Raw genomic sequence first — 14,474 nt, 5'->3', positions numbered from 1 at the left:
ATTTTCTCGATGAACATATCGGTCAGACATGTCAAAACACCGTCAAAAATTATTTAATCTCATCCATAGAGCGTAAGTTTTTAACGGCAATACGCTGCGCATTCTTACGATCACGTTCTGGCATCATCTTTGGCTTATACACTGGCTGAAGATCATCACCAATCACGGCAGAAAGCGGGCGTCGCTCTAATTGAATCTGGTCTTGCAAAAGCATTAATGCTTGAATTAATGCTTCAGGACGAGGTGGACAACCTGGGACGTACACGTCAACAGGAATAATTTTGTCTACACCTTGTACTACTGAATAGATGTCGTACATACCTCCAGAGTTTGCACAAGCACCCATTGAAATAACCCACTTAGGTTCTAACATTTGTTCGTACAAACGTTGAATAACCGGAGCCATTTTGACAAAGCAGGTACCTGCAACAATCATCAAGTCAGCCTGACGAGGTGAAGCACGAATAACCTCTGCACCGAAACGGGACAAGTCATGCACGCCTGTTAAAGTCGTTGCATATTCAACGTAACAACATGAGGTACCAAAGTTAAATGGCCACAAAGAGTTTTTACGTCCCCAGTTTACTGCTGTATGCAAGACATCCTCTAAACGAGTCATGAATACATTCTTATTCACTTCCTCTTCAAGCGGATCAGTCACAATTTGACGTTCTTGCAATGGGTATTGATCAGCATCCGGATTCGCGCGGGTCAGAGTATATTTCATCCCGACTTACTCCTTTTCAGATGACAATGCAGGTGTAGTTTTTGACTTAACACGACCTGATGATTGGGCTGGAATCTGGCCTGTAGGGTCAGTTACGAGCTCTTCAATAGAGTTAAAGCGTGTAATTTCAGCAATATTCATTGTTGGTGAACCAACTTTGATCTTTTCACCTGCTGATTTACGACGATCTGCTGGTGACCAACTTAAGGCACCTACAGAGAAGGCATAAACAAGCGCAATCAATAGATCAACGACAAAGATCACAACAGTGGTATATCCCAACCACCCTACTTCACGCACAGAAGTAGACCATGCATAGAGGTAAAGTGCCTCTAAGTCGAATACAACAAAGAAAATTGCAACTAAATAGAACTTTGCAGACAGGCGAATGCGAGCGCCACCAGCACTCACGACACCTGATTCAAACTGCTCTTGCTTAGCACGTCCCCACGATTTTCCCCCGAGGAGTAAGGGAACTGTGAGCATAAAGACGCAAAGAAATGTAACGCCGATCACGAAGGCGATAATCGCCCAGTCGTATGGAGTAATGGCACTCATGCGGGGATAACTCCTGGCAGGCCTATTATTTAACAAAGAATGTATGTATTGGCCTTTGAATACACCAAACACAAAATTAATCCCGCCAATTGTACCTGATTTCTAATTTCGCATGCTAGTTGAAGCGTCTTAGTCTTTTGGATGATTTTCTAATCAAAAGTATTCATCTATGTCTTGTAGAGGGGGTTTCACCGTTCATAATCGGTTTATTTGATAGTTTTTATGCTTGTGATGATTTTTTTCATTTTTTGATTTTTAATATTATTTGAACAATCGCTCATTTGGTCAAATTAAACAACTTACTTTTTTATAATATTAAGCGGTTTTTTATTGTATTCATCTTCTGCTCTGAATTATGATGAATGTTTAATCATGCATAATATTTATTACTCTTGGATAAGGGTATTTATCATTAAGGGCAGCTGATGCCATACTCACTTCGTGAACTTTCATTTTCTTCCTTCCTGAAATTTTTCATTCTATTTACGATCATTATTTCGATATGCTGCTTTATTGGAATTGCATCTCGGCCCCTTAGTTTTCTGGCTTTTTTCTGGCCGGCCAATTCAGTTTTATTAGGATTACTGGTTCGCTATCCTCAAACACGTAAACTCGGTACTTTTCTTGGCGCATATACTGGATATGTTATTGCCGACCTTATTCAAGGCACACCATTTTTACTGACTATTATCCTAACAACATCTAACTTTATTTATGTTGTTACTTCTTTATTGCTGTATCTATGTTTAAGTCAACACATTAGATCTGCTCATCGTGGTTATTCCTACCTTTTTTTATTCGGGTTATGTGGCATAGGCAGTTTAGTTGGCGCTTTATTTGCAGCAACTTTTGTGCCTATGTTTAATACCAAATTTATGCTTGGCAGCTTTTGGGCCGAGTTTGGTTATTGGATGACATCAGAACTACAAAATGCCCTACTCTTACTTCCTATACTGCTCAACATCCCTGCTTACTCCCAAATAAAACGTTACTTTAATGGTCATCGGGAACATATAAGCATTATCGACTTATTGCCTTTTTTAGCTGTATTAATTTCAATTACAGTAAGTTATTACGACTCTGGGCCAGGTTCTTTACTCTACCCAATCGCTGCTTTAGTTTGGTGTGCTATACGCTACAAACCTATTGTAGTCGCCCTAATTACCTCATTTACCAGTGCTTATATTATTTACCATGTCTCTGGTCATTATTTATTACTTTATCCAGAGAATTACCTGAGCAATACCATTTCAATTCGTATTGGCTTAATTATGATGACGCTTGCACCTCTGACTGTTTCTAGTATTAGTGCGCTTCATTCTGATTTAATTCAAAAACTACAACATGCTATTGCCCATGATGAGCTCACATCCAGTTTAACTCGACGCCAATTTTTACAATCAGTTCGTATACTTCAAGAAAAAGTTCAAAAAGAAAATAAAACATCTGCTTTTTTTATGCTGGATGTCGATCATTTTAAAAAAGTAAATGATAGTTATGGCCACTTAATTGGAGATAGAGCCTTACAAACCTGTGTAACCACTATACAAAATATTTTGCACCCTCATGATTTATTAGGACGTTTTGGTGGCGAAGAGTTCGCAATTTTTATTCCTGATACTAATAAAGAAGCCGCTTTTGAACTCGCTGAAAGAATACGTACCAAGATTAGCCAACAACCGATTTATGTTTATGGGAAATTACCTATTTTTGTACAGGTCAGTATTGGTATAAGTCTATATTCACCAAATCACCATCGGTCTATTGAAAGCCTGTTTAAAGAAGCCGATGACGCACTCTATCAAGCTAAACGCCAAGGACGTAATCGAGTTTTTATTTCTTTGTAATATTTTAAAGTCATCATCTAGTGTAATGAATTTTATACAATAACTTCTGTTTTTGCCATGTATGCTAATAACAGATAATAAGGAGAAAAATGTATGAATCTAGAATATACGCATAAACCAGACTATTACTTGTTCGCGCAATTACTCGTGCGACATATAGAAAGCTATATTCAAAAACATCCAGATGCAGATAATGCCATTTTTGACTTGAGAGATGTCTATGAAATTTTTAGACAAGATTTCGCGTCAACCACGACAAACCTAGAAGGCATTTTACATATTGCGGATTCATATAAAGTTGAAACTTTGAATGGAGACCAACCTCTTATTCAAAAATATCAAATTGATGCTAAAAATAATTCGCTGTTAATTGACTTTAATACAGATGCTCTTAGCAGTCTAAGAAGCGGTAAACCGATTTTGGAGCCTGACGCGACTCAACTATAAATCAACCAATAAAAAAAGCACCTTATGCAGGTGCTTTTTTATTGGCTTTTAATGGGGGTTGTTTAAATCGATGTGCTGGCCAAGTCATAATAAAACGTGCCCCACCCAAACTTGGGCTTTCATCAACTTTAATTTCACCACCAAACCAGTAAGCAATACGACTTACAATTGAAAGACCCAAACCGTAACCACCAGAGGCACGCGTCCGGCTGTCATCTAAACGCGCAAAGGCTTCAAATACACGCTTACGGTCTTGTTCAGGAATACCCGGCCCATCATCTTCAACACAAACAAAAGCCATACCATCACTGTGAATCCCACCAGTAATACGTACCTTGTTATCACAATAACGAACCGCATTTCCGACCAAGTTTTGTACAACACGGTGAAGGTAACGACGCTCTGCATCCACCTTGACATATAAAGGTGGTGGAACGAGTTCAATCTCTTTCTGCGTTTTTAAAGCTTCAGTTTCAACAGCAACCTGATCCAACACTTCAAACAGCACAATTTCTGCAAAATCTAACGAAGGTGTGCCCTGCTCTAGTTTTGCATAAGTCATGATTTCATCAATCAAGGTATTGAGTGCTTCAATATCTTTATCAATCATGTCGACCTGATGCATACGATGATTGTAGTCATCTTCTTCGGCCAACATTTCGGTACCAAAGCGTATACGTGCTACTGGCGTTCTTAGTTCATGAGATACAGCTCTCATTAACTCACGTTGAGCTTCAATTAAACGCTGAATATGATCAGACATATTGTTATAGCTTGAAGCCAAGTTTGCCATTTCGTCACTTCCTTCAATAGGAACACGCAATGACAAATCACCCGATTTCATACGGTTTAATGCATAACGCACTTGTCGAATTTTGCGCTCTAACGGCAAAATCAAACCATAAACACCTAAACTTAATAAGAACAAGCTAAATAAGGTAATACCCGCGGAAAGCTGTAAAGGCATCCAGTTAAACATTGGAACAGGGCCTAACACCAAAACTTGCGTAGGATGGTTCGGAATTGGAGAGACAATCGAAATAGTTGTACCACGAACTGTTGCACTATCTTTGTACAACATCACGCTTTGATCTTGGCGTAAACGTCCAATCTGTTCAGAATCCAGATTTATATCTTGAATGTTTTGAATATTGATTGGATATGAGAAATGTTTTTGAATCTTGGCAAGGTACTCTTGTTCCTGCCCCGGATAAAACATGAGATAGTCAAGTACAAAAATAGGAAGAGCCTTCATTTGGCGTTCACTAATTTTGTCGACTTTTATAGATAGATAATGCTGCGGGTCGTCACGCAAGCCAATAATCACATAAGCAATACTATTGCTTGCATCGTAACGAACTACAGATTTTTGTGCTTCGATCCGCTTTTTCTCGGTTCGAGACAGTTCAACCTTACTTGCATCGGTATAGTAAATTGGAAGTTCGAGCAAATCAGATGCGTCAGAAATCCAATCTATCTTTTGCTGCTTCCCAGGTTGTCGAGCGACCCCTTCACTAATGACATAAGAAATACCATCAGTTAAAGATTCTCGGTATTCTTGTGCGCGTTGGTAGTTGATAATTTGTACCAGTAAATACCCAAAAACAGCCACCAAAACAACAAGAATTACCAGCCCCGCATATATTCGCAGGAATATACTGTGTTTAAACACTCGACCAACCTTATAGGAAGTTTAATCAGATTTTACAATCCATTGGTTTCTTTAACAAACAAGTAACCTTTACTACGTACAGTTTTAATACGTTTTGGATTTTCAGGATCATCGCCAATTTTTGGACGAATACGCGAAATACGTACATCGATTGAACGGTCTTGACCATCGTATTCGATACCACGTAAACGTTCGAAGATATCTTCGCGCGATAAGATACGACCAGCGTTTGATGCAAGCAACCATAACAAGTCATATTCAGCACTTGTAAAGTCAACAAGTTCACCGTTTAACGTTACAGAGCGGCCGCCATTGTCGATGACAAGGTCGTCAAACTCAATACGTTGTGCAACTTCATCTTCAACAGTTTTATCTGTGCGACGTAATAGTGCACGAATGCGCGCTAACAATACACGTGGCTGAACTGGTTTAGCGACATAATCGTCAGCACCCATTTCCAGACCAAGTACTTGGTCCATGTCTTCAGTACGTGCAGTCAACATTAAAATAGGTTGATGGTAATGTGGACGAACTTCACGACAAACGGTTAAACCATCGGCACCCGGCAACATGACATCCAAGACCACAAGATCTGGTTGTTCACTAATAATACGACGAATTGCACGGTTACCATCAGTTTCCACACCAACTTCCAAGCCGTTGCGGATTAAGTATTCTTGAGTTAATCGTGCTAAACGCTCGTCATCTTCAACGATCAGAATCTTTGGTAACTTTTCTTCTTGGCTCATATCATTGCCCCTATAAATCTCATTACATGCATCTTAAAAATCTTGCAGATACATTCGTTTATCATTTGCAATATACACACGTTTACATTGTAAACAAGTAGGCGTTCACCAAACTGATACATGACAACCATGTTTTGTTGCATTTTATTAATCTTTGAATTTCCAAGTATTTTTAATATCTGTTTATTGTTATTAAAAGTCATAATCTATTCATATTTCCTATGTATGAATATTAAACAAATTATTTCTTGTCGGAATTTAAATTCATTCAAGTGCTTGTTTTTTGAGTTATCCACAAAGTTATCTATAAGCGTTTTTTAATAGCTTTGCTATGCTATCTCCCGACAAATCATACAGATAAAAAATTACTAAAAAGTCAAGATTGATCTAGCTTAAAAAATCCCGTATCTTGTGTTGAAAATAAACTTTAACTACTAAGTCTTGTGTTTATCCCTCAAATATCGTGGCATGTTTTTTGCTCGGTTCAAACGGTCTATGAACATAACAAAAGTGACAATGGAGCTATGCTGGCATGAGCGTAATTACTTCGACTCCCGGTCAAATTCAGGTGATTAAACGCACTGGAGATGTTGCTGCATTTGATGCAGATAAAATTTCTGTTGCGATTGGTAAAGCTTTTCTTGCTGTGGAAGGTCAACAGAGTTCGGATTCTAGCCGTATTCACGACCGTATTACCCAGTTGACGGAAATGGTTTTAAATACATTTACTCGCCGTTTACCATCGGGCGGTACGATCCACATTGAAGAAATTCAAGATCAAGTAGAACTTGCTTTAATGCGTACTGGGGAACAAAAAGTTGCCCGTGCTTATGTGATTTACCGTGAACAACGCGCTAACGCTCGTCAGCAAACAAACTCAAACCATCACCCTACTTTACAAGTTACTGACGCGAACGGTCAGCTTCAGCCACTTGATTTAAGTGCATTACAAGCAACTGTAGCGAAAGCAGCTGAAGGTTTGGAAGGTATTGACGTTCAAGCGATCGTGGATGAAACCGTTAAAAACTTATATAACGGCGTAAAAGAAAGCGATATTGCTACGACCATGATGATGGCAACACGTACCCGTATTGAACAAGAACCAAACTATACTTACGTAACTGCACGTTTGCTCTGTAATGAATTAGTGGGCACAGGTTTAGCTTTCTTAGGCCTACCAACTGATACTGCTGAAAACAATGCACTCGAAGCATTCTTGAAAAAAGGTGTAGAGCTTGATTTGCTTTCACCTGACTTGCTTGACTTCGACCTAGAAAAACTAGCAGCAGCAATTCAACCAGAACGCTCTAATCAGTTTACCTACTTAGGTTTACAAACTCTATTTGACCGTTACTTCATTCACTCAAACGGCGTTCGCTTCGAATTACCACAATTATTCTTCATGCGTGTGTCAATGGGTCTTGCACTCAATGAGCAAGATAAAGAAGAGCGTGCAATCGAGTTCTATAACTTATTGTCTAGCTTCGACTATATGGCTTCTACGCCTACCCTGTTTAACTCAGGTACATTACGTCCACAGCTTTCAAGTTGTTACTTAACAACGATTGGCGATGACCTTTATGACATTTATGGCGCGATGCGTGATAACGCGATGCTTTCTAAATGGGCTGGCGGTTTAGGTAATGACTGGACACCTGTACGTGCCTTGAACTCTTATATTAAAGGTACAAATGGTAAGTCTCAGGGTGTTGTTCCATTCTTGAAAGTTGCGAACGATACTGCTGTTGCCGTAAACCAAGGTGGTAAGCGTAAAGGTGCTGTATGTGCATACCTAGAAACTTGGCACTTAGACATCGAAGAGTTCTTAGAGCTTCGTAAAAACACTGGTGATGACCGTCGCCGTACACACGACATGAACACTGCGAACTGGGTTCCAGACTTGTTTATGCAACGTGTATTTGAAGATGGTGAATGGACACTCTTTACCCCTTCTGAAACTCCAGACTTGCACGACTTAACTGGTGCTGAATTTGCTGAGCGTTATGCTTACTATGAGTCTGTAGCGAAAGAAACTAACATGCTACACAAGAAAGTACGTGCTAAAGATTTATGGCGCAAAATGCTTTCTATGTTGTTTGAAACTGGTCACCCTTGGATCACGTTCAAAGATGTATGTAACTTACGTTCACCACAACAACACGTTGGTGTAGTTCACTCATCTAACCTATGTACTGAAATTACCTTGAATACAAATCAAGACGAAATTGCAGTATGTAACTTGGGTTCGATTAACCTTGTACAACACGTTCAAGGTGGTGTGTTAGACCGTGAGAAGTTAGCTCGCACAATTAAAACAGCAGTACGTATGCTCGATAACGTGATCGACATTAACTACTATGCTGTACCACAAGCGAAAAACTCTAACTTGAAACACCGTCCTGTGGGTATGGGTATCATGGGCTTCCAAGATGCACTATACGAAATGGGTATTGCTTACGGTTCAGACGCTGCTGTTGATTTTGCAGATGAATCAATGGAAGTGATTAGCTACTACGCAATTGAAACTTCAAGCAACTTGGCTGTTGAACGTGGTTCTTACTCAACATTTGAAGGTTCATTGTGGGATCAAGGTATCCTTCCAATCGACTCTTTAGAAATTGTTGCGAAATCTCGTCCAGAGCGCATGTTCGAAGTTGACCGTACTCAACGTTTAGACTGGGACACTTTACGTGCCAAAGTTCAAAAAGACGGTATGCGTAACTCAAACGTGATGGCGATTGCTCCTACTGCAACCATCTCGAACATTTGTGGTGTTTCTCAGTCTATTGAGCCAACATTCCAAAACTTATATGTGAAATCTAACTTGTCTGGTGAGTTCACTGTTATTAACCCTTACCTCGTTCGTGCATTAAAAGATCGTGGTCTTTGGGACACAGTAATGGTTAACGACCTTAAACACTTTGAAGGTTCAGTACAAAAAATTGCTCGTATTCCTGAAGAATTAAAAGCAATCTTTGCTACTGCGTTTGAAGTAGATACACGTTGGATCGTTGATGCTGCATCACGTCGTCAAAAATGGATTGATCAAGCTCAGTCACTTAACCTTTACATCTCTGGTGCAAACGGTAAGAAACTTGACATCACATACAAGATGGCATGGTTACGTGGTCTTAAGACAACTTATTACCTCCGAGCTTTAGGTGCGACTTCTGCTGAAAAATCTACAATTAACACAGGTGCTTTAAACGCAGTTAAACCTGCGACTGTTGAAGCAGCTCCAGTTGCTGCACCTGTTGTAGAAGCGAAGAAACCAGAAGCAGCGGTTGAAGAAGAAGGCTTTACCCAAGCAGCTCCTGTACCAATGGCTTGTTCAATCGACAACCCTGATTGTGAAGCTTGCCAATAACATTCAATAAAATTGCTCTTTTTCACTAAAGAGCAATTTTAAAAGAGGTAAAGATTATGCTTTCTCATCTCAGCCATAATTATATGCTTGGTGTTGGAGTATTAATCTTTGCCTTTATTTTCTTTTATATGCCGATGGTTTACGCATTCATTACGATACGTAAGCAACAGCGTAAGCAAAATAAGTTGTAGTGAGTAGAGACCAAAGGCCCAAAATTTGGTCATACATTAATAAAACTTAATTTTGTTTACACATTAAAAGCGTATAGTAGGGACATCTTCGTTTAAGAGATGTCAAATATAGATATATACAACGAAGAGAGAACAAAAATGTCTATCCTTAGTTGGGACGATTTTGAAGATGATTCGCAAAAACCGGCTGCACCTGAACACAAGTCTGCGGCCATCCAACCGGAAAAAACGCCAGATTCGCAGAATGTATCTACTGCGCAGCCATCATCGCCGAGCGTGGCAGCTCCACAATCCACTGGAACCCATTCCGTGCGACCAACAGTTGCCTCCGATACAATGGCTAGAGCCTCTGCAGCCTTAGAACATTTAGACGTTGCCCCTGGCCTTGAAGAGCTAGAAATGGGCGCGCAACGCGTTCAGGTTGACGATAAAGCCATGATTAACTGTCGTGCTGACTTGAACCAGCTTGTTCCATTTAAATACGAATGGGCTTGGCAGAAGTATCTAGACGGGTGTGCAAACCACTGGATGCCACAAGAAGTTAACATGAACCATGACATCGCGCTTTGGAAGTCTGAAAATGGCTTAACCGAAGATGAGCGTACTATTGTTATGCGTTCTTTAGGTTTCTTCTCGACTGCGGACTCTTTGGTTGCAAACAACCTAGTATTGGCGATTTACCGTCACATTACTAACCCTGAATGCCGTCAGTACATCTTGCGTCAAGCGTTTGAAGAAGCAATTCACACTCACGCTTACCAATACTGTATCGAATCTTTAGGTATGGACGAAGGCGAAGTCTTCAACATGTACCGTGAGATTCCATCTGTTGCACGTAAAGCATCTTGGGGTCTTAAGTACACTCAATCTTTAAGTGACCCTACTTTCCACACTGGTACTCCTGAAAACGACCAACGTTTACTTCGTAACTTGATCGCATTCTACTGTGTACTTGAAGGTATCTTCTTCTACTGTGGCTTTACTCAAATTTTGAGTATGGGCCGTCGTAACAAGATGAACGGTGTTGCTGAGCAGTTCCAATACATCTTGCGTGATGAGTCTATGCACTTGAACTTTGGTATCGACATGATTAACCAAATCAAGATTGAGAACCCTCACCTTTGGACTGCCGAGTTCCAACAAGAAGTGATTCAAATGATTCTTGAAGGTACCATGCTTGAAATCGAATATGCACGTGACACAATGCCACGCGGTGTATTGGGTATGAATGCAAGCATGATGGAAGAATACTTGAAATTCATCTGTAACCGTCGTTTATCTCAGTTAGGTTTACCAGAGCAATTTGCTGGCGTAACGAATCCATTTGCATGGATGTCTGAGATGATGGACTTACGTAAAGAGAAGAACTTCTTTGAAACTCGCGTAACTGACTACCAAACTGGTGGTGCGTTAAGCTGGTAAGTTTCGACTTAGTTAATTAAGAAAAAACCGCTATCTATTAGCGGTTTTTTCTTGGCTTATATTTATTAAACTTTTTTCAAGATGCTAAATCTTGATCATATATATGCAGAATTTCAGCAATCTTATTAAATTGCCAGCTTCTATATGTATTCCTTACCACGTTTTCACTCAAATTAATTTTAAATGAGTTTAATGAAAACTTTACTGATTCTATAGTTACTTTTTTCAGAATCCACTATCACTCTATTAAATTTTATAAATTGATATTAATTGATTTTATTCCACTACAGACATCAATGTATTGATTAATATTTTCTATAAAGCAGTATATGTATTTCATCCTTCATTATTAAAAAATAAAATAAATTCAAGAGTAAAATTATTAATATCCAAATCAATTAGTTTAGGTACCCATAATAATGGATCTATACTGTTAAAGCGTATTTAACAATAATAGATATTCCAGATAGCAGTACAATAAAATTAATAATTTTCAAGAATTGCTGCTTAGACAATTTAAGTGTAATTCGCTTGCCAATGAATGCACCTATCAACATCGATGGGATAAACAGAAGTGCAAGTGACAATAAATTATCAGAAAAATACACACCTGCTGTAGTAAATAGAATGACTCGAAAAACCGTACTGCATCCAATTAATGTTGTTTGAGTGACACGGATTTTTTCTGGAGTTTCGATTCGTCCATTGAGGTAAATTGCATATAAAAACCCACCGCTACCAAACATGGCCCCTAAGAAACCACCAGATAATCCAAAAGGAAAAACAAATTTTTTCTCTAGTTTTTTCTGTGGCTTAAAGCCACTTAATGAGTAAATCGCATATAAAAGAGTAAATATACCAAATGCTAACAGTGCGTAACTTGCATTAACTCTCATCAGCAGTATAAAGCCAAGAAAACTACCGACAAACATAAGTGGTATTAGAAATTTTAATTCAGAAAAGTCTGCCTTCTTACCATCTTTAATGACATTTGAAATGGCAGCGAACATATCTAGTAAGGCTAACAGTGGAATAATTTGTGAGAGGGGTAAAAAGTTAAGTAATACAGGACTCGCAATTAATGCAGTTCCAAAACCCACCATTCCAAAAATAATATAAGAGCATACTATTGTTATTAACATTATTGAAAGTTGCAGTACTGAAAAATCTTCTAAAAGATACATTTAAAATTCCATTTTTGATTTTTAACCAAGCCAAACTACACTAAAATATAAATTATCACATAAATATTAGATAATTTTATCAAACATTAAAATATTTAATACTCATTTTTTTTGATTATTTCTTTGTTATAAAAATTTCGCTGTAAAAAATAAATTTCATTATAAAAGGATAATTCAAGAATGAACTCTAAAGTAATCATCAATGGAAATGTTGATTGTAAAGAAACGATTAGTGCTGAGTTAGATGAATTCATTACTAAAATGGATGATCATGAAATTTTCCAAAACAATTATTTCAAGCATTTGACTTCTACTTCATGGACGCCAGAATCATATATCTTATTTCGTGACAACTTCTTCTATCGTACCGAGCTAACCGTAAAAGGGATTGCTCATGTATGTTCGCGATCTGCTTTTGAAAACGATATGGACACTCTAGTCCTATTCACCCACATCTTAAGTGAAGAAACTGGTATGGGTGAAAAAGCCAAGTGCCATGAAATCTTTATGGAGAATGCGCTGAATGTATTTGGCGCCGCAGAATACAATCTTCCAGAGATGAAGGTTCAACAAGCTAAGAATAGTGATCGAATCATCGCAGAGACATTGCAGTATCGAGATACTATCCAAGGTTTGATTACGGGTAGTTATCCTCGCATGTTGGGGGCAGTCATGGCCCTAGAAAACCATGCTGATAAGATGCTTACCGTATTCCGTGAAGCGTTCCGATTCAATAACAAAAACCTTGATCCAAGTGAATTCATTAAGAAAGTTGAGGTCTATTTTAACGCCCATATCGAAAATGGCGTCGAAGATCGTCACGCTCAAGATGCTAAACAGTGTGTACATAACAACTGTAATAACCAAGAAGACCTTGATGAGATTAAGTTTGGTGCAAATGAAACATTGAAAGCCCAGCTTAAGATGTGGAATGCAATGTTTGATCAAGCTGTATCACTTTAATTAAAACGGATTTTGAGATTTCATAATGCAAAACTTAGGTATTTCACAAGCAGCCTTGAATTTACGTGAATCAATTACACACGGAACTAAGGCGAAAATTTTAGAATTAAATAAAAAGTCTAGCGCAGATGATCAGGTTATTGATTTAAGTATTGGTACTTTGGATGAAAAAACCAATAGCGGTATTGATGATGCAGTTAAGAGTTATATTTCAAATAATGCTGCAATTATCCATGAGTTTGCCCCAGTTAAAGGCTTCCCTTTCTTACGAAAGTCTATTGCTGAACGTGTGAAGCGTTTACGTGATATCAGTTTCAATCCAGATACTGAAATCATGGTCACTCCTGGTGGTATTAAAGGTGCTATCACCGTGGTATTTCATACTCTTATAAATCCAGACGATGAAGTGATTTACCCAGTACCAAATTGGCCTCATTACGCAGACATGATTGAATTGCACTTAGGTAAAGCTAAACCAATCTATGTCAAAGACTTTTATAACCAAGCGATTGATGTAGTTGAGTTAGAAAAAACCATTACAGATAAGACCAAAATTATCATTCTTGGTGACTGCCTAAACCCTTCTGGCAAAATTTATACTCGTGATGAATTAGAGTCGATTTCAAAAGTAATTTTGACTGCCAATGCAGAACGTTTGTCAAAAGGTCTAAGCCCAATCTATGTGCTTTTTGATTGTCCATATGAATCACATATTTTGAATACTAAACCTGCAAACATTTCAAATATTACGCAGCAGTTTAAAGACCAAACACACTCTATGTGGGACTACACCATTTATATTACTGGTCCCGGTAAAACCTATGGAATGCACGGCGACCGATCTGGATATATTTGTGCTTCGGACAAACTGATTAAAGTTATGGAAAAGGTACAGGTGAATTTAAACTCATTTGCTTCGACTTATGCCCAAATTGCGACACATGAAGCAATGCAAGAATACATGGATGACGTTGCAAAGAAACGTGCGGTAGTTGCCAGACAGAACATGCAGACCTTCATTGAAGACTTGAAAAGCTGCACTGGTTTAGAAGTGACTGAGCCTGAAGGTGGATTTTTCTTATTCTTAGACTTGTCAAAGTATGGCGACAAAATCCAAAAGCTAGGATTTGATTCAGCCGATCAATATCTTTTGGAAACAGCAAAAGTTGCTTCTATTGGAGGCATGCATTTTGGTGAAAACATCGATAGCCTCCGACATTACATACGCATGAATTGCGGACGTGATCCAGTGACTCTAAAAGCAGCCGCAGCACGTATTAAAGAAGCCCTTCAGAAATTGAACTAACTCATATTATTCAGGAAGTTAATTTTTAACTTCCTGAATTT

Annotated in this window: 13 protein-coding genes; 7 read left to right on the top strand and 6 right to left on the bottom strand. The window is 38.6% G+C overall.

The genetic code is table 11. The features are described from left to right. Positions 1 to 49: 49 nt before the first annotated feature. On the bottom strand, positions 50 to 727 hold the full coding sequence (locus AC056_RS13030; protein WP_002050353.1) for a NuoB/complex I 20 kDa subunit family protein: 678 nt from the start codon (positions 725 to 727) through the stop codon (positions 50 to 52). Between the two features lie 6 nt (positions 728 to 733). Continuing rightward, positions 734 to 1,285, bottom strand: coding sequence for an NADH-quinone oxidoreductase subunit A (ndhC, locus tag AC056_RS13025; RefSeq protein ID WP_004703510.1), 552 nt, complete (start codon positions 1,283 to 1,285; stop codon positions 734 to 736). 425 nt (positions 1,286 to 1,710) lie between these two features. Between ndhC and AC056_RS13020 the strand changes: the two genes are divergently transcribed. After that, entirely contained in the window at positions 1,711 to 3,132 is a 1,422-nt protein-coding gene (locus tag AC056_RS13020) for a sensor domain-containing diguanylate cyclase (protein ID WP_139344659.1), read from the top strand. Between the two features lie 93 nt (positions 3,133 to 3,225). Beyond that, on the top strand, positions 3,226 to 3,579 hold the full coding sequence (locus AC056_RS13015) for a hypothetical protein (protein WP_077163845.1): 354 nt from the start codon (positions 3,226 to 3,228) through the stop codon (positions 3,577 to 3,579). Between the two features lie 22 nt (positions 3,580 to 3,601). On the opposite strand, the gene bfmS is transcribed toward AC056_RS13015, so the two are convergent. The 3 genes from bfmS to AC056_RS13000 are packed head-to-tail and all read right to left on the bottom strand — an operon-like array spanning position 3,602 to position 6,203. Then, on the bottom strand, positions 3,602 to 5,251 hold the full coding sequence (gene bfmS, locus AC056_RS13010) for a sensor histidine kinase BfmS (RefSeq protein WP_019457084.1): 1,650 nt from the start codon (positions 5,249 to 5,251) through the stop codon (positions 3,602 to 3,604). Between the two features lie 32 nt (positions 5,252 to 5,283). After that, positions 5,284 to 6,000: a response regulator transcription factor BfmR gene (gene bfmR / locus AC056_RS13005; RefSeq protein ID WP_000076440.1), complete on the bottom strand. Its 717-nt coding sequence runs from the start codon at positions 5,998 to 6,000 to the stop codon at positions 5,284 to 5,286. Further along, positions 5,997 to 6,203, bottom strand: coding sequence for a hypothetical protein (locus AC056_RS13000; RefSeq protein ID WP_019457085.1), 207 nt, complete (start codon positions 6,201 to 6,203; stop codon positions 5,997 to 5,999). Before AC056_RS13000 ends, bfmR begins: the two co-directional genes overlap by 4 nt. Positions 6,204 to 6,532: 329 nt before the next feature. Here AC056_RS13000 and AC056_RS12995 point away from each other — a divergent pair, with 329 nt between their 5' ends. From AC056_RS12995 to AC056_RS12985, 3 genes are all read left to right on the top strand, one after another. Further along, positions 6,533 to 9,367 (top strand): ribonucleoside-diphosphate reductase subunit alpha, encoded by a 2,835-nt coding sequence (locus AC056_RS12995; protein WP_077163844.1) that lies wholly within the window; start codon positions 6,533 to 6,535, stop codon positions 9,365 to 9,367. Between the two features lie 56 nt (positions 9,368 to 9,423). Continuing rightward, complete coding sequence (locus AC056_RS12990) at positions 9,424 to 9,558, top strand: hypothetical protein (protein WP_002120013.1); 135 nt, start codon at positions 9,424 to 9,426, stop codon at positions 9,556 to 9,558. A gap of 138 nt (positions 9,559 to 9,696) precedes the next feature. Further along, positions 9,697 to 10,980 (top strand): ribonucleotide-diphosphate reductase subunit beta, encoded by a 1,284-nt coding sequence (locus AC056_RS12985; RefSeq protein WP_077163843.1) that lies wholly within the window; start codon positions 9,697 to 9,699, stop codon positions 10,978 to 10,980. A gap of 425 nt (positions 10,981 to 11,405) precedes the next feature. Here AC056_RS12985 and AC056_RS12980 read toward each other — a convergent pair whose 3' ends face one another. Next, positions 11,406 to 12,164, bottom strand: coding sequence for a sulfite exporter TauE/SafE family protein (locus tag AC056_RS12980; RefSeq protein WP_004703552.1), 759 nt, complete (start codon positions 12,162 to 12,164; stop codon positions 11,406 to 11,408). 180 nt (positions 12,165 to 12,344) lie between these two features. Between AC056_RS12980 and AC056_RS12975 the strand changes: the two genes are divergently transcribed. Both AC056_RS12975 and AC056_RS12970 read left to right on the top strand, forming a co-directional pair. Further along, positions 12,345 to 13,127: an iron-containing redox enzyme family protein gene (locus tag AC056_RS12975; RefSeq protein WP_004703554.1), complete on the top strand. Its 783-nt coding sequence runs from the start codon at positions 12,345 to 12,347 to the stop codon at positions 13,125 to 13,127. Positions 13,128 to 13,152: 25 nt separating this feature from the next. Further along, a complete protein-coding gene (locus AC056_RS12970) occupies positions 13,153 to 14,433 on the top strand; it encodes a pyridoxal phosphate-dependent aminotransferase (RefSeq protein WP_039253896.1) in 1,281 nt (426 codons plus the stop codon). The last annotated feature ends 41 nt before the right edge of the window (positions 14,434 to 14,474 follow it).

The organism is Acinetobacter genomosp. 33YU (assembly GCF_001990725.1).
Taxonomy (GTDB): Bacteria; Pseudomonadota; Gammaproteobacteria; order Pseudomonadales; family Moraxellaceae; genus Acinetobacter; species Acinetobacter seifertii.
Note: the sequence above shows the minus strand (reverse complement) of the source record. Positions and strands in the feature narration are given on the sequence as shown.